The following is a 14,863-nucleotide window of genomic DNA, read 5'->3' as shown; positions in this document are numbered from 1 at the left end:
AGGGGGCCAAAGGTGGGGGGAGGGGGGGCCTACCTGAATCCTTTTCCAGGCCCCCCCCCCCCCCCCCCCCCCCCACAAAAGCAACAAGAAGCCTGAAGGCAATCCAGTTGTCCTGCACTACAGCGGCGCCGTAACTCACTAACGAAACTCAATATATGCTGACGGATCAGCACCCACCCTTTTTTTCTCACCCGTTAAGCCCGCCCATACGGGAGTTTTTCGCCTGTTACCTACAGTGTGCGCACCTCTTGGCTACGATTTTTTTCATGGAGGAAGCGCGATGTCAGAATGTCTTACCGCCGCCCCGCTCAATCCTTCCGACGAAGACTTTATTGCCCTCGATGAAGTTGCTGCCTGGATCGACCAGCGCGGCTCTAAGTGTGTATCTGATCGCATCAATAGGCCGACGTTACGGTGTTTAACAAACCCCAACACCTGTCTTCTAACAATCTGACGATTATCAAATTAACTCGCATTGAATGTGTAGTGCTTGATTTACTAACAAGCGGTGAGGAGCGTGTTATTGGCAACGAGGAAATCCTTATGAAGCTAAATAAGGACCCTTATAATTACAAAGGATTGCCCATATGCCTCAGTAGACTGCAAGCGAAATTCAAGAAGCTCACTAAAGGCAACAACTCCCTCCATTCAGTAAGAAGCCGCGGTTACTGCTTGATCATGTGCATCAATCATCACTTGAATGGCGTTTAGCACATGCGTCAAGGTGATGAAGAGCATGCCGGACAACTGCATCGACAGGGTGCTGGCCGATCTGCGCTACTGCACTACCCAGTGCGCGCGGGGCATGATTATCCCCTTCGAACGGCTCTGGCGTGAGCACCTGCGGATCGCTAAACCGGAAGCGGCCATTGTGGCTACGTGACTTCAGCAAGCGGCAGCTCAAAGTCATGTTCTGTTTTTTTTTGGGGGGGGGGGGGGGGGCGCGAATGCACCTTCGACGAGGCGAAGGATCATCTGCTTGAGGCTTTGGCCCAAGTAAAGAGGCCTTGCCGTTCTTATCGCCTTGCCAGGGCTTTGACTTCTCCGGCAGAGGCGGCCCCGACAAGGGGCGTGCGCTGAACGCCTGCAAGGTGCGAAAGCAGTGGCAGATCCGCCACGCTGAACTACTTGGTTTTTGTCGCCTGCACCTTGTCTCGAATTGGTGCCCACCCTGACCAGTTGCTGGCCATTCAGTAATCCATCTGAAACACACCAGGCCGGGCAAGCGGTAATGACTTTACCCAGCGCAACGCCAAGTGTCCCGAACACAACCCTGAAAAAAAATAACATTGAGTCCGACCGTGAACGGAGGGCGATGAATCGCTATGAGGGCCGCGCTACATGAGGTTGTCAGTGAATGTCTGCGGTCGCCGCTGGCGCCACCGCGCCTGATCCATTACAGGCCCGAGGCCCGGGGGCGCCGCGCACACCTACGACCACGTACCGGCCGGCGAGCGCCCCACTTCTCATGAGATCCGAGCCTTGGGGACATGGCTGTACGAACGGTAGAAATTCCCACAGGAGTCCTTCCAAGCGCTGATGGGGCATGCAGACGAGAAGATGGCCGAGCACTACCAAGCGAGGCACGGTGATGAAGCGATGGTTTACATGAAGGTGAAAGCCGACCTGAAGATGTAGCGCGGTGGTCGTTTGCCCAAAATATTCCCAAAGTTTGCCCAAACACCAGACAACAAAAAAGGGCCCACCTTTCGGTGAGCCCTTCTAGACCGCCCAGCAGAGCGGATTTTGTTTGGTAGGCGCGATTGGACTCGAACCAACGACCCCCACCATGTCAAGGTCTGCTAGGAGCAAGCTCCAAGCCCTGCTGCTCTTGGATTTCACAGAACGCCCATTCACAACATGAGGCGTCAAAAATGGCCAATTTCCGCTTACTTCCCTCCGGCAACTGGAATGCTCAGGTACGGATAAAAGGTAAATCTCCACAGTCGAAAACCTTCAGCACCAAGGCTGAAGCAGAGTCATGGGCGAAGCAGATCGAAGCCGTGATGATGGATCGCAAGCATCACACCATTTATACGTTGGGCATGACCTACTGCGAAACGATGCTCAAGGGAAAAGGCAGCTACGACCACGCACTGAAAATCGTGGAGCATCTGGGCAGACACTTCACTCAGCCCATTCATGAAATCACGCCGCAGATGATCAATGACTTCAAGATCATGCGATTGAAGAAGGTGAAGCCGTCCACGTGCAGGACGCAGCTCGCATTCATGTCGCGGTTTTACCGATTCGCTAAACGCGGCTTACTGATCGACATACACAATCCTGTGAGTGATATCGCACTTCCAAAGCCTGATCGATCCTCTGACAAGGTGATCCGTGCAAGCGAGCTTGAGCAGTTACTGGCGAAGCTGTCTCCAACCATGCAGCTCATTGTTGAACTGGCATACGAAACTGCCATGAGGCGATCTGAAATCCTGAGGCTGACAAAAGACTGCCTGCATCTCAAAGACCGGATTGCTGATGTGATTGATGGGAAGAACGGCACGCGGTCCGTCCCCCTCACCCACCGCGCAGTGGAAATACTTCAGCTCGCCCAACTCTGGGCCACTGTGGAAGGCCATCCGAACGCCCTACTCTTCACTGTCACTCCACATGCCGTATCTCAGGCTGTGCGATTGGCACGAGTGAAGGCTGGCTTAGATAGTAGTGTCCGATTGCATCAGCTCAGGCACACCAGAATCACCAATGTCGCCAAGAAGGGATTCAACAACGCTCAAATTATGATTGTCTCAGGGCACAGGGATACACGATCCGTTGCCCGTTACTCTCACTTGAACGTCAGGGACGTATTGCACCTTATTGACTGAGGATATGAAATTGGCGTCCGGTGAATGCTATGCCGGACGCCATTCAACACATCAGATGCTGTTGAGAAAACAACTAAACGAAAAATAATAATTAACTAAAATGATTTCTCTTGCGAGCATATGCAAGCCGAGTTAAAGTCCGAAGCTCGTGCTCAAGCGAGTACAGAAGACATTCTTAAACCTCCCCGCGACCACTGCGAATTCAGTGCCTTGCATGGAGACTTTTTATGTCTCGACATTGGCTGACCACCACTGACGGTTATCGCAAAACCATGAGTAAAACTTATGACTATTGCAAAAGCACGAAAATCAACAAAAGGCTCGGTTATGTAGCAGCTGAATTTTTAGATTCCTCCGTATGGAGATAGCTGAGCGCATGCCGACCTTGTCGGTTTTTTTACGCCCAAAATCCAGCGGAGAACATTGAGATGTATGAACTACAAGAAAAGGCACGATTGCTAAGACAGAAAGGCTATACCTATCCTCAAATTGTAGAAGAGCTACCAGGTATCACACCTGATTGGTGCAAGAAAAATCTATCGTCAGTGGTTAAGGTTAGCTGCGAGAATACTGATAAGGCTATATGCATGAGGGTTTCAGGTAGCACCTACAAAGAAATCGTAAAAGCCCTATCAGGTTCAGGAATTACAGAACATTGGTGCAGGACGCACCTCAAAGAAGTACAAAAAAACAAGCCTGAAGCAGATCTAATTAAATTAATAATTAAAGAAGCGACCAAACCTGAAGGGGTGACAAACTACACCATAAAGGGACTTGTGATGAATTCAAGCAAAAGCGATAAAGCCGACGATTTCACATACATTTCCGCACTTAAGAAAAAAGCTAAACGACTTGATGAGAAATGCCTATTCCGACCTTCATGGCTATCACCAAAACAAGCCTTGGCGAGTAGAGACTCAATGTACGACAAAGCCAATACCATCTTTGAAAGGCTACAGGAATTAGCACTCGAACATGCGATTCAGTTCGATGTAACCCAGCAATCTGCCCTGATGGAAATTGTGAATTTGTCCAATGCATGGCTGTACGAAGAGTCTATAGAACGACGTCTTGAAAGGTACAACAACGTGACAAAGATTTTGATTGATCAAGTAGTACAGACTGAAACCGGAAAGATTACACCGCAGGACATTTCCTGCGAAGATAGCTTCTACGATACACACTGCATCTGATAGTAGAAGCTGCACCTTCCACCTAAAATACCCATTAGTATTTATAAGAGGAAAAGTGCAGAAAGTGCAGAAAGTGCAGAAAGTGCAGAAAGTGCAGAAAGTGCAGAAAGTGCATAGAGCCTAGAGGTTTACCCCCTCTCTCTCTTTAAAAGCGTGGACACTCCAATCATCTGGGATGGATGGACGAAGGACATTCAGCCATGATTGAATTATATCTCTCAAGCGGGACACTCGAACCAATTGTACCCACAGCGAATGCTGTGAATGTGATAGATCTTGATCTGTGCTTTTGATCTTCCAGATCTACCTACCACACCGCAGCCTCACGGCTGTACTCAGATAAATAAAATAGAGTCACCATAAGTCAGAGCTTTCGCTCTTACTGTTGATCTTCAATTCTTTGTGTACAGCAAGGCTCTATGCTCAAGCATAGAATGTATTATATTGTGTATTAGCACACGAAACACCATCACAAAGAATTCAATCCTATTCAGTGGTCACCACTGTATTTATGCTCCACCACAAAGACCAAGAATAAAATTAGAGCTTTGATTTGTATTGTCTCTTTTACTTAACGGCGCAGGGCGACAGCACTGCGTTGTTAGTAAATTCGTTAAGATAAAGTGCATTTATATCAATGGCTAGCCATTGCACATACTACGTCTAGTGATACATCACTGATATACACCCATACACTCCGCTATCTTTTGATAGCCTTTAACGGCATTACTAAAGATATGAAAATTAGTTTGCAATAGAAGCAGTTTTATGGCTGACTATATTGACAAATTGACTAATGTTTGCTATACTGGCAACATTAAGAGAGAAAACCAAAACATGGTTCACCATTTCTAGTCATTTCGCGTGCTCCATGCTAATCAGAGCCCCTCTACTCTGAGTAGCCGCGTCTTGTTTATCTCTCTTTTATTCTATCCTTATCAAAGTCAGGCCAGTTGCCTCTCAGCACTGGCCTTTTCTTTGCCTGCAATAACATCTGTTCGCATAATCATAAACTTTAATCACCAGATATCATGGAGGTATCACTATGGCTTCTAATTGCCAACGCTGTAACACTCCCCTCATAAACAAACGCTCGCATGCAAAACACTGTAGTTCAACCTGTAGAGGTCAGACGTGGCGGCTAATGCAAGCGAAGCCTATTTCAGTAAAAGTTATCTTTTCTAAACCTCAACTTAATCAGCTAAAAGCAGATGCAACTAACCTGGGAATTTTGGTTAACCAGTTGGTATTTGCTCGCGCAATGCAGAACACTTCACATAGTATCCACAATTGATACACACATACCACTCTAACCCGCACACTACTGCCCTACAGCTATTTCACTAAGTGAAATTCATTCTGTCGCCAGACAGGAATCAACATTAAACAAGAGGATAAAACAATCAGCAAAGATCATATCAATGCATTCAAACGAACAGTTGCCCGTTTGAAAGCACAAGACGTAAAGCAACAACATGTAGTGCAAGCAAATCAGCATGTGCATACACAACAGGTACAGAAGGTTGATAGCACTGTAATCACCACCACTAGTAAGACCACCACTGCCAAGCTATCAGATGAGCAGTACAAGGCATCAATCATCGCCTTGGCGATATCGCGCATTAAACAAAAATGGAGTGCAATGTAATGACTATTCAAAGTATCAAAGGCGCACCGCGCAAATTCGATGAACAGGAGTTGCAGCAACGGCAAGCAGCTTACCGTACGATGTACCACACTACCATGGAGTGTAGGAAAGCAATCAGGGGGGAACTGCCCCATCATTTTCTATTGAATATTATCAAACATAGTGAGGAAGGGTACACGCTAGATGAACATACTCCACTGCGGCTTGAGGTTCTAAACTATCGAGCTTTCATGACAAAGCCTGAGCACCTACAGGCCAAGGACCTGGAAGCAGCTGATCTTAAGATTAAAGATACGTACATTCTTGAATTGCAATCTGAAAGAGATAAGTACAAGCAACTGTTGAAAGATCAGTTGTTGCAAGCCGATGCAGTTAAAGAACAGCGCCGCATTGATGCAGCGAAAGCTAAGCGCTTGCTTGAAATTGAAAAGGAAGTTAACGACACCTTCGCCCCACTGGTGATTCCAGAGTAAGCCAACAATGTTAGTCACATCACCAGCCCTTGACTGCCTAACAGCGTCAGGGGCTTTTTTATGAGCATTGATAATTATAACAGGGTGATAATCAGAGCCAGAATCACGAGCGATAACAGGGAGCACCATATATGTTCATATACACCAACTCCTCCGTAAGCGTGATTATACCTGGCCCTTCTGCCATTCTCGGTTAAGCACGATTCACTTTCTCTCCCAATATCGCACGTAGTGGTTCCATTCGATTGAAAGTCGCGAATAAAACCTAGCTTTCAACCGAAGTTACATCTTCGCGCCCAATGACCATCGACAAAAGGTAAACAAACTATTCCCCTTGCAAATCTTTCATAACATCTCCGTAACCCGCTTCCATTACGGCCCAGTGGCGTTCTAATTGTCGCTGTAAGTCTGCGACATCACAGACAATACCAAGATCCTTGCGTATAGCCATCATTACCTTCAATTGAACCTTAGATAGGTCTTTCATTTCAGGTAGAAGCATAGCGTTGAATTCCCCCAATTTTTCCCCATGAACTTCGTGCGCACGCGCTCGTGCAGCTGCATACTCCTGAGACTGGCCGAAGTAAAACTCATAAGAGCTTTTAAGGGTCTGGTATACAACCAAATCTTGACGCCCTTCCTCGTTGAACTTTTGCATGTCTCGCTGTATTCTGGAAGCCTCAGCAAACGAACTATCGTAGAAGGAGTTGTTGATTTCAATGTCTGCTTTGGCATCCTGTACGATTGCAAGGCGTGGCAGTAGCTTTAAAAACAACAACCCAAACTCTGCACTCAACTCTCCCGCCAATCTCGTCGTTTCAGGCTCCGCAACCAGCCTCAACTTCGCCATCGAAGCAATAATCGCCTGAAGCTCTAAAGTCATATCTAATTTAGCAAGCTCACGATTAGCCAGCGTACTAAGTTGAATATTTGTAATCTCAATATCTTCAACTGCCTTCAAGTAAACCTCATGCCTAAGCTCGCTAATTCTCTCCTTAGACTTCTCGCTCGTATCATGATTAAGTTGCAACTCTAGGCGACTGGTATTACTTTTATTCGAAACCATCACTCCAAACAAAGTGATACCTGACGCAACGATCGCCGACCAAATCACCTCTGGAACTAATTTTATAATTTCAACAATTTCCGAAGGCATTGCGTCACTCCTTGATATTGATGGTCCTTCAAAGGCGAAACCATCTTTAGGTTGTTAACTTCAGTCATGCTCAGCAGGTGAATCTTACCTGTAATCCCGACTCACACCACTATCACTCGATTCGACCTGCTCGATGCCACCGGGCAGCGATGAAGTGGTTATACCTTCTTGGGGCGAAAGCCCCTGTAAACCCACTTCATCGTTATCGCAATCAGGTACATGATCAGACTGATTCCAGCCCACCACGCAAAGTAATATGCAACAAACTTAACTTGCCTGTCAGTCAAAGTATTGAGCCGGTCTTTATACACCGACATTTCAAGCTTCAGCTTTTCTTGTACATGTTGCCTCGTATACACTGAACATTCTTCAGCCGAGTTTTTCCGCCCGGCAACCTTATCATCGTAATACTTGTCGCAATTCATCCAGAATATGATTCTGTTGCCTAATTCAGCGTAAGCCTGCTTCTGTGTTGGGAAAGAGTCATATTTCATACTGACAATCAGCACGGCAATAACCACGCTTAACACAACCCCTAACCGTTGCCATCCGCTCATCCCGTTCTCCCTGTCCGTGTAGTTCAAACCATTATCCATGATGGCATCCAGACAGTGATGACGGAAACCTCTACAGCTATCACACGGTTGACCTGGAGCGAACGCACCACGCCGACTGACATGGCAAGCTGACGTTGAATGAAGCTCATCACAAAGCGGCTGTGATCGCCGCTATACGGCGTTGACGTTAACCATGACTGGTTTGTCGATCTCACGACAACTGCCACCACACGCCCTTAGCCATGTGCTGAACTACGATCTTTACACCACCATCAAGGGCGACAGTCATGTCAGACAACAACCACGCCAACATTGCCACCGCCGATGTATTGACTCTGTTGCTTCACAATCAGCATGCGCTTGCCGCAGCAATCGAAGAATTCACCGTTTGGGCAAGGTCTACGGGTTCACCGGAAGTGCATGAAAATGCGATTGCTGCGCTTGAAACCATCGACAGAAATGCATCTGCCATCACCGCTGGGATCAACCATCTGCGTCAATGCTAATCAAATGTGACTTCTAGTTAACAGAATACCATTGTGTAAATTAGCAAACCCTTGTGTTTGTTGACTTCCTACTGGTTTCAGGTAATCTCCCCCTCAAGCAAATATTTTGTTAATTAGCCAAGCTAGTAAACACAAGGGGATGGTCATGCAGCTAGTCGAAGCAGTGAAGACATCAGCAGAAGTAGAGCAAGTGGCGCACAAGCTGACGTTGAACGCTCGTGGCAATCCTCTGTACGCCGACCTGTGGATGTTCGGTTTGCAGGTAGCACTGCGTATCAGCGACCTGCTGACCATCACCTACGAAGAAGCTTTGCAGGGTCGCGTCATGATCAAGGAAAGTAAAACCGGGAAGGTACGGAACATTACGTTGAACACGAAGGCTGTAGCCATCGTCAGGAAGCGTAGGGATGCCAACCCTAACCACACGTACCTGTTTGAAGTGGAAAGCAACAGAGCAAAGGGTAAGGCTGTTTCTCGTGTCGCCGTGGCTACAGCATTCAAGGCCGTTGGCGATGAACTTGGGATCAGCCTAGGCACACACTCCATGCGCAAAACCCGTGGCTGGTTGATGCACAGCAGCGGCGTGTCAATCGAGATGATATGCAAGGTGTTGAACCACAGCAGTCCGGCTATCACCATGGCGTACATCGGTATCACTCAGGATCAGGTTGACGCCACCTACCATGAGTTTGTGATCTGATTTACCTCACTCCCCCCTAAGCACGTCTAAGCAACGATAGACGCGCTAGCTCTCACCCTTGGGGGTAGGGCTACTTCATTGCTACAACGCCTAATTGAGTGCTGGAGCAGCAGTAAAAGAGCCATTTCAATGGTCGATTGACTAGCTGGAGGATTTTGGGAATCTGAAGTGGGGCTATCTCGATTTTCCGGCTTGAGTGTCGAGCCCAGGCGATGCCCCTCTGGCGGATTTCCTTACATCAACACACTGAGTCACGCTGAAATCGAGATTCCATCTGGAAAAAGGGTTGGGATTTTCGGGGAACGGGATGGCGGATTTCGAATGCTGCCGGGGGGTATCCCGTACGCAATACAACGCAGCACAAACCGTGCTATATCAAAGGCTAGGATTAGTCGCTTGGTGTTGATTTACGTACCTCGCGACGTACCTCAGGATGGGGTACGCCCTTGCAGTATTTGGCTTCGGGGATACGTCGGTCGGCACCTGTCGAGGCGCAGATTCCGCCGTGCTGGGCATCCCAGCACGACAGATCTTTATCACTGGATGGTTTTATTTAAAGTGGTGATTAGCTGCAATGCCGTGCCAAAACCAAAAAGGCTAATACTGCGATCTTTGTTCGACTCGTATGGCCATTCCACGTACCTGGTCAGTACAGATGTTCCACCATTCATCGCAGCTACTAGAGCTGCCTCCTGCTTAGGGGAGAAGCCGGGTTCAGCAGGCGCGGTGACAGGGGCTGCTTCGTCGATGCGCATCGCTATAGCTGAGCCGGGGAAGTGATCATTTCCTACCTGCACAAAATATGAAGAAGCGCCCGAGACGCCAACCATCAGGCTTGCTCTGGACATCCTGCAATAGTGAGTGTCGCTCATGCCGTCTTGCTTGCAGCCAAGACTCCAATTTTCATTGTATTTGTCCTTCAGGACATCAAGCACGTTCGTCGGCAGCCCCTGCACTGAGCCGCTGCCATCGGTGTAGTAGAAACGGTATTTGACCCCATTGAGGGTTCCCGTCTCTATGCGATGAAGGACATTGTTCTGTCCCGACTGCAGGTCGAAAGAGACGTGACAGACGACTTTTCCTTCTGGGAAAATCGGACCTACGACCTTGATCATCTCTGGCGCGGCCACTGTTGGCTTATCCTTTTTGTACCCAGACTCATACTTCGTATTGGGACATTGTGCTGCTTGGACTACGTGAGGTGCGAGTGCGGCAAACGCAATAGCGAGCGTGATGGGCCAAAGCTTAAACATTGCATTAATCCCTTAATAATAAACGGTGCAGAATAGCATCAGGCCACTATCGTGTCCCCGCGTTGCCTTCAGTCCCATCCTTGCTGCGCTGGCGCAGACCTGAGTAGGTGGCGCACGGACGCCCGCTTCGGCTCGTTCGCACCCACTTGCCAAGGAGCGATGCAGACCCTTGGCGTTTTGGGTTGGGGTTAACGATCTTCCAAGGCTATCAATTCTTCAAGAGAATCCATTGCGTTATAAAGATCGTCAATTCTGCCGGTTTTAAGTTTTGACTCTGTTATCACTACGCCTATTGCATACTGGGCACAAATGCTTTTAATTGACTCTGCGTACCACGGATCAGAAAAGGGAGCGATTACTATTCGGTCAATGAAACCGGTTAAATTGATTTCATCGGAGGTTATCCCTGGTAGGTCATTTGTATTTTGAGACAGCGGGTTCGCATCGTCATTCCACGCTATGCTCCGGAATTCCTTTTCAAAGCCATAAGGCGTTGCCTTGGATTTAAATGGGTCCAAGACATCTTGATGCTTTGCCTTTTTGTGATCTATGTATTTAACATCTTCGAAAGCAAGATTACTGATATTCTGATTGTGAAGAGTGGTTTTTCTTAATTTTTCCTCGGTGGTGAAAATACACACCGAGTTTTTCCCACCATAGAGATCCCACATTGCCGGACATTCTTCAGTCGACTTGTACCAGCAGCTAACGTATACCCATTCTCTTGCCTTGTAGAAAAAATCAACAGCATAGTTTTTTAATTGAGGGCCGAAGATTGTTTCAAACGTCCGACTATTGATTTCTTCAATTAACTTAGCAGCCTCCTCTCCACGGCTATTCATTGCGACATCAAATATGGAGGCATCATTCGTACAATCAAAAAAATCTAACGCCGTTAAGCCTCCTTCCAGGTTATCTTTGAAGCCGCTCATTTTTGACATAAATAATTTTTTACCCTGCACGAGGGATAAAAATTTATGGGTGTCCATATATTTCTGAAGTACCGAAGAGCCTGAGCTGTCATTGCCAAACTGATATTTCATGCTCCATCCTTTTCGCTGAATAAATTTAACTGATTTTATAACATACAAAAAAGACGGTCCGGTGTGGTCTCAACCGTATCGCTGATCCTGATTCCTCAACAATCTGTACGCTACACTGCGTTCCTGCACCACTCCTCAAGGACGATAGCCATGTCTTCAGATAGCAAGATCGCCACGGCGGATGCCCTGACATTACTCCTGCACAACCAGCACGCCATAGCGGCAGCGATTGAAGAGATCGCCTTGTCAGCAAGGACATTTGGTTCACTCGAAACACATAACAACGCCCTCGTCGCACTAGAAACGCTGGACGCAAACGCTCAGGGAATCGCTGACGCCATTATGCGACTGCGGCAGTCGTAGGCATCGTCCAAAGAGTGAACTAGCCCCCGGACACTTCGAGATCACGTCAAGAGTTGCACTGTTCTCGCGGCGGGGGGGCAAGGATTCTGTGGGAACGGTATTGCTCACTTGCAGGGCATTGCATCGAATAGGATGCCCATTGTCAGCATCGTCCGATTCTTCGAGAGTTCTTTGGGGTGGTCTTCGAGATACTTAATAATGATTCCAGCCACCACCGCGTTTGACATATTTTCGACGTTACTTGGGCAGAGCAGAGGCTTCGTGATTTTGATCTTAGATAAAGTAAGTAGAGTCACTATGACCGACTCGATATTTCCGAGACAGCGGTAGCGATATCCATTTTCGTCAAACGTTGCCGTAGATGCGTCTGATCTGACAAACACCTTGCAATCCCTGAGTAAGCCGGCTCCGCTGTCGTCGAAATTTGCCATTGCAGGTGCACTCAGGAAAATTCCCGCTAGTGTCAGACCACCTATCCATGCCTTCATGTTGAAATCCTTGTGAGTGAGTGGGGGCATGCTACCGGGAATCATGGCTTCCTGCCATCACGTCACTCGTTCGACCTGGAGCTGACCTTGCTTACTCACCCGTCGGTCGAAGTCTCGTCATTTCTCACTCCGAATGAGGCGCTGGTCCCAACCCACAGGGTTAGCCCTACATCATCACTACAACGCCTAATTCATGGCTGTAGCTGCATACAATGAGCCTTATCAATCGATCATTGACTAGCTGGTCGGCTGTGATGGAGCTTAACGCGGGACCAGAATCCTGTGGAAAACGGTCTAGGTCAGCTCTTGCAGGGGAATGCTTTGTGAAGCGCTCTGATCACAAGGGTTGATCCGGGAAAGTGCAGTTGCTCGGGATTTGCTTGCAGGTATTTGATCACAATTCTTACAGCTTGCTGGTTTGTCATTTCAGTTGGTACACAGCTTTGGAAGTTAGGAGCTATGCCATCTTTTAATATAACGCTGGTCTCAATGGTTGACACAACGACTCCATAGCAGTACCCAGCAGTGAAGGATGATTTTTTGGATGCGTTAGCGGAATCGGCTTCTTTACAGCCATTAAGAAGGTCATTTCCGTCCAATGTCGCCATGGCGCTGCCGCTTGCCAGAGTCCCTACCAGTGCCATCGCCCCAATCCATGCCTTCATGTTGAATTCCTTCTGAGTGATCTGGCCATGTTACCGGCTGCAATGTCTTGGTGCCATCAAGCTATCTGTCCTCAGTGAACCGGTATCCACCCGTTGTTCTGGTACGTGGCCCAGACCTTGGCAGCGAGATAGCACAGCAAGCCAGCGAACAAGAGGTAGTTACGAAATCGGTAGTAACGACCACCACTGTCATTGTCATCCGCAATTTTCTGCTTCAGGTTCTTTCTGCTGTCTTCATCCAGTTGCTGCACCCAGTATGTATTGTGTCCCATGATGCTGATGGTGTTCTCGATACGCTTGAATCCGCAAACGGCGCTTGCCGCGAATACCAGCAGACTGCATAGCAAAAAGGTTTCTTTGTTCGGACCGAATTGCCCGTATGGGTTTGTTTGAGCCAGATACGCACAGATTGCCAGAGTCACACCGAGAATGAAGTAGTCCAGTTTGTGACTTGCTTCGTTGTAGCTCGCAGTGATTCGTTCGATCTGCTCCTGTTGGGCGTTTGCCATGCTTCACTCTCGTAATATGCGTAGATGATCGCCAGAGCTTACAGTCTCGGTTGGCACCGTTGCCATCACGTCACTCGATTGACCTGGGCCTAGGTCTTACCGTTGGCGTGATCACCATAGGCGTATCCCATCCGTGCCGTTTCTCGCTCACTCTCTCGCCGGTACATGTCGCTCAGGGTCCATTTCAGGCGTTCATGTTCAACCTTCAGCATTGCCAATTCAGTCGAGCTGTCCCGGTGCATGACAATCAGACTGGCGATGTTCTGGTGAGCCTTCCGCAAGTCTCTACGTGTCGTCTCCAGCTCAGCACACAGCAAATCACACTGGTGCTTCAGCATCTCTTCGCGAGTGGGCATCCCCAGCTCAAAACCCGAATCATCGATCAAATACTTGTCCATCGCGCATACGCCAAATACTGTACGCATGAACAGTATATGCTGAGTTGATGCGCATCAAGCGAGGCTCGACAGGCGGAGGATGTTGGTGAGTCATCATGACGCATCGATTCTGATAGCATCGCTGATCGACTCAAGGAGCAGTGGCTATGGGCGAGCTTGTTTACACGTCAGTTTTCAAGAACAACGCCTTAATCATTTTCGATGCTTTAGCCGACGATGAATTGCAAACAGGCGCTCGCCTAGAAAGCGATGTAAGCGATTTTTCCAACAGCTTAAACCGCTTCAACTACTGCACTCGACACCGCATCCGGTCACACAAGCAACTTGTGGCAGCTTTCATGGCACTTGAGCTTGAGTGCCGCTCAGGGGTGACGAAGCCTGTACTCCATTTCGAGTGCCACGGAGACACCGAGAAGGGACTTCTGATTGCTGCAAGCGGTGAATATGTCCCATGGTTGGAACTAGTGGAGCGGATTGCATTTATCAACGCAGCAACCGGCAACAATACAGGCGTCGTCCTGGCTGCTTGCTACGGCTTTGAGATTTCGAAGCTGGTTAGGTTTGAAGAACCCTGTCCATTTCACTTCGTCCTTGGGCCAGAGAACGAGGTGGACGCGGGCTATCTCCGAGACTCAATGATTGCCTTCTATCGCACGGTGATAGCAACGGGCGATCTGAACCAAGGAATGGTCCACCTTGACGAGAAATACAAACGCTTCATTTGCAGTCAATGGTTCTACACATCATTGGCGAGAGTGATGGTCTCTCACTTTCGAGGCAAGAACAAAGAAGCCTTCATCAATAAGCTCATCGATTCACAGGTGCAGAAGGTCGGTTACAGCAATCGTGAGCTAGTCCGTGGATTCCGCAAGCGTGCAAAGGAATACATCCGCTCCCCTGTCAAGATGTTTCAGCACTTCTCCGAAATCTTCATGCACAACCAACCGGTGGTGAGCTATAGAGATTTCCGTGCATTCTTAGATGGTTATAAACCATCCTAGGCCCTCCCAAAGCGCGGTGTTAGCGCTGCTTAGAGCGACCATTCCAACACACCCATTCCGGCGTTCACATTGCCCAGTG

At 48.3% G+C, this 14,863-nt stretch carries 17 protein-coding genes and 1 tRNA gene; 9 read left to right on the top strand and 9 right to left on the bottom strand.

The features are described 5' to 3' along the window. Positions 1–414: 414 nt before the first annotated feature. Both AC1RP7_RS27395 and AC1RP7_RS27390 read left to right on the top strand, forming a co-directional pair. The gene (locus AC1RP7_RS27395; protein WP_371318475.1) at positions 415–711 is read left to right on the top strand and encodes a winged helix-turn-helix domain-containing protein; all 297 of its coding nucleotides are present in this window, start codon (positions 415–417) and stop codon (positions 709–711) included. A gap of 25 nt (positions 712–736) precedes the next feature. Then, positions 737–883: a hypothetical protein gene (locus AC1RP7_RS27390; RefSeq protein ID WP_340317167.1), complete on the top strand. Its 147-nt coding sequence runs from the start codon at positions 737–739 to the stop codon at positions 881–883. Positions 884–1,751: 868 nt separating this feature from the next. On the opposite strand, the gene AC1RP7_RS27385 is transcribed toward AC1RP7_RS27390, so the two are convergent. Beyond that, positions 1,752–1,851, bottom strand: a tRNA-Val gene (locus tag AC1RP7_RS27385). A gap of 23 nt (positions 1,852–1,874) precedes the next feature. Here AC1RP7_RS27385 and AC1RP7_RS27380 point away from each other — a divergent pair. The 3 genes from AC1RP7_RS27380 to AC1RP7_RS27370 all read left to right on the top strand — a co-directional run bounded on the left by AC1RP7_RS27380 (position 1,875) and on the right by AC1RP7_RS27370 (position 6,145). Beyond that, a complete protein-coding gene (locus AC1RP7_RS27380) occupies positions 1,875–2,831 on the top strand; it encodes a tyrosine-type recombinase/integrase (RefSeq protein WP_493181925.1) in 957 nt (318 codons plus the stop codon). Between the two features lie 428 nt (positions 2,832–3,259). Then, on the top strand, positions 3,260–4,024 hold the full coding sequence (locus AC1RP7_RS27375; RefSeq protein ID WP_493181924.1) for a hypothetical protein: 765 nt from the start codon (positions 3,260–3,262) through the stop codon (positions 4,022–4,024). 1,647 nt (positions 4,025–5,671) lie between these two features. Then, entirely contained in the window at positions 5,672–6,145 is a 474-nt protein-coding gene (locus AC1RP7_RS27370; RefSeq protein ID WP_493181922.1) for a hypothetical protein, read from the top strand. Positions 6,146–6,470: 325 nt separating this feature from the next. Here the strand turns inward: AC1RP7_RS27370 and AC1RP7_RS27365 are convergent, their stop codons facing one another. Together AC1RP7_RS27365 and AC1RP7_RS27360 are read right to left on the bottom strand one after the other, a co-directional pair. Further along, complete coding sequence (locus AC1RP7_RS27365; RefSeq protein ID WP_493181920.1) at positions 6,471–7,301, bottom strand: hypothetical protein; 831 nt, start codon at positions 7,299–7,301, stop codon at positions 6,471–6,473. A 158-nt stretch (positions 7,302–7,459) separates the two neighbouring features. Beyond that, complete coding sequence (locus AC1RP7_RS27360; RefSeq protein WP_493181916.1) at positions 7,460–7,897, bottom strand: hypothetical protein; 438 nt, start codon at positions 7,895–7,897, stop codon at positions 7,460–7,462. Between the two features lie 248 nt (positions 7,898–8,145). Here AC1RP7_RS27360 and AC1RP7_RS27355 point away from each other — a divergent pair, with 248 nt between their 5' ends. Beyond that, positions 8,146–8,364, top strand: a complete 219-nt coding sequence (locus tag AC1RP7_RS27355) for a hypothetical protein (protein WP_493181913.1) — start codon at positions 8,146–8,148, stop codon at positions 8,362–8,364. Positions 8,365–8,509: 145 nt separating this feature from the next. Beyond that, a complete protein-coding gene (locus AC1RP7_RS27350) occupies positions 8,510–9,064 on the top strand; it encodes a tyrosine-type recombinase/integrase (RefSeq protein ID WP_493181911.1) in 555 nt (184 codons plus the stop codon). A gap of 536 nt (positions 9,065–9,600) precedes the next feature. Here AC1RP7_RS27350 and AC1RP7_RS27345 read toward each other — a convergent pair. Both AC1RP7_RS27345 and AC1RP7_RS27340 read right to left on the bottom strand, forming a co-directional pair. Then, entirely contained in the window at positions 9,601–10,317 is a 717-nt protein-coding gene (locus tag AC1RP7_RS27345; RefSeq protein WP_493181909.1) for a hypothetical protein, read from the bottom strand. 188 nt (positions 10,318–10,505) lie between these two features. Next, positions 10,506–11,360, bottom strand: a complete 855-nt coding sequence (locus tag AC1RP7_RS27340; RefSeq protein WP_493181907.1) for a hypothetical protein — start codon at positions 11,358–11,360, stop codon at positions 10,506–10,508. A gap of 150 nt (positions 11,361–11,510) precedes the next feature. On the opposite strand from AC1RP7_RS27340, the gene AC1RP7_RS27335 reads away from it, so the two are divergent. Further along, positions 11,511–11,723: a hypothetical protein gene (locus tag AC1RP7_RS27335; protein ID WP_493181905.1), complete on the top strand. Its 213-nt coding sequence runs from the start codon at positions 11,511–11,513 to the stop codon at positions 11,721–11,723. A gap of 104 nt (positions 11,724–11,827) precedes the next feature. Here AC1RP7_RS27335 and AC1RP7_RS27330 read toward each other — a convergent pair whose 3' ends face one another. The 4 genes from AC1RP7_RS27330 to AC1RP7_RS27315 all read right to left on the bottom strand — a co-directional run bounded on the left by AC1RP7_RS27330 (position 11,828) and on the right by AC1RP7_RS27315 (position 13,783). Continuing rightward, entirely contained in the window at positions 11,828–12,211 is a 384-nt protein-coding gene (locus tag AC1RP7_RS27330) for a Rap1a/Tai family immunity protein (protein ID WP_493181904.1), read from the bottom strand. 299 nt (positions 12,212–12,510) lie between these two features. Further along, positions 12,511–12,876 (bottom strand): Rap1a/Tai family immunity protein, encoded by a 366-nt coding sequence (locus AC1RP7_RS27325; RefSeq protein ID WP_493181902.1) that lies wholly within the window; start codon positions 12,874–12,876, stop codon positions 12,511–12,513. Positions 12,877–12,947: 71 nt separating this feature from the next. After that, on the bottom strand, positions 12,948–13,385 hold the full coding sequence (locus AC1RP7_RS27320; protein WP_493181901.1) for a hypothetical protein: 438 nt from the start codon (positions 13,383–13,385) through the stop codon (positions 12,948–12,950). An 89-nt stretch (positions 13,386–13,474) separates the two neighbouring features. Then, complete coding sequence (locus tag AC1RP7_RS27315) at positions 13,475–13,783, bottom strand: hypothetical protein (protein WP_493181899.1); 309 nt, start codon at positions 13,781–13,783, stop codon at positions 13,475–13,477. Between the two features lie 146 nt (positions 13,784–13,929). Between AC1RP7_RS27315 and AC1RP7_RS27310 the strand changes: the two genes are divergently transcribed. Beyond that, complete coding sequence (locus AC1RP7_RS27310; RefSeq protein ID WP_493181898.1) at positions 13,930–14,784, top strand: hypothetical protein; 855 nt, start codon at positions 13,930–13,932, stop codon at positions 14,782–14,784. Positions 14,785–14,863: the final 79 nt, after the last annotated feature.

This window comes from Pseudomonas sp. GW822-FHT01E03, assembly GCF_058802985.1.
Note: the sequence above shows the minus strand (reverse complement) of the source record. Positions and strands in the feature narration are given on the sequence as shown.

What these genes read in the sequence shown, in the direction of transcription:
- AC1RP7_RS27390 (WP_340317167.1), top strand. Translation starts at nt 737, where the DNA reads ATGCCGGACAACTGCATCGACAGGGTGCTGGCCGATCTGCGCTACTGC.
- AC1RP7_RS27380 (WP_493181925.1), top strand. Translation starts at nt 1,875, where the DNA reads ATGGCCAATTTCCGCTTACTTCCCTCCGGCAACTGGAATGCTCAGGTA.
- AC1RP7_RS27375 (WP_493181924.1), top strand. Translation starts at nt 3,260, where the DNA reads ATGTATGAACTACAAGAAAAGGCACGATTGCTAAGACAGAAAGGCTAT.
- AC1RP7_RS27370 (WP_493181922.1), top strand. Translation starts at nt 5,672, where the DNA reads ATGACTATTCAAAGTATCAAAGGCGCACCGCGCAAATTCGATGAACAG.
- AC1RP7_RS27365 (WP_493181920.1), bottom strand. Translation starts at nt 7,301, where the DNA reads ATGCCTTCGGAAATTGTTGAAATTATAAAATTAGTTCCAGAGGTGATT.
- AC1RP7_RS27360 (WP_493181916.1), bottom strand. Translation starts at nt 7,897, where the DNA reads ATGGATAATGGTTTGAACTACACGGACAGGGAGAACGGGATGAGCGGA.
- AC1RP7_RS27355 (WP_493181913.1), top strand. Translation starts at nt 8,146, where the DNA reads ATGTCAGACAACAACCACGCCAACATTGCCACCGCCGATGTATTGACT.
- AC1RP7_RS27350 (WP_493181911.1), top strand. Translation starts at nt 8,510, where the DNA reads ATGCAGCTAGTCGAAGCAGTGAAGACATCAGCAGAAGTAGAGCAAGTG.
- AC1RP7_RS27345 (WP_493181909.1), bottom strand. Translation starts at nt 10,317, where the DNA reads ATGTTTAAGCTTTGGCCCATCACGCTCGCTATTGCGTTTGCCGCACTC.
- AC1RP7_RS27340 (WP_493181907.1), bottom strand. Translation starts at nt 11,360, where the DNA reads ATGAAATATCAGTTTGGCAATGACAGCTCAGGCTCTTCGGTACTTCAG.
- AC1RP7_RS27335 (WP_493181905.1), top strand. Translation starts at nt 11,511, where the DNA reads ATGTCTTCAGATAGCAAGATCGCCACGGCGGATGCCCTGACATTACTC.
- AC1RP7_RS27330 (WP_493181904.1), bottom strand. Translation starts at nt 12,211, where the DNA reads ATGAAGGCATGGATAGGTGGTCTGACACTAGCGGGAATTTTCCTGAGT.
- AC1RP7_RS27325 (WP_493181902.1), bottom strand. Translation starts at nt 12,876, where the DNA reads ATGAAGGCATGGATTGGGGCGATGGCACTGGTAGGGACTCTGGCAAGC.
- AC1RP7_RS27320 (WP_493181901.1), bottom strand. Translation starts at nt 13,385, where the DNA reads ATGGCAAACGCCCAACAGGAGCAGATCGAACGAATCACTGCGAGCTAC.
- AC1RP7_RS27315 (WP_493181899.1), bottom strand. Translation starts at nt 13,783, where the DNA reads ATGGACAAGTATTTGATCGATGATTCGGGTTTTGAGCTGGGGATGCCC.
- AC1RP7_RS27310 (WP_493181898.1), top strand. Translation starts at nt 13,930, where the DNA reads ATGGGCGAGCTTGTTTACACGTCAGTTTTCAAGAACAACGCCTTAATC.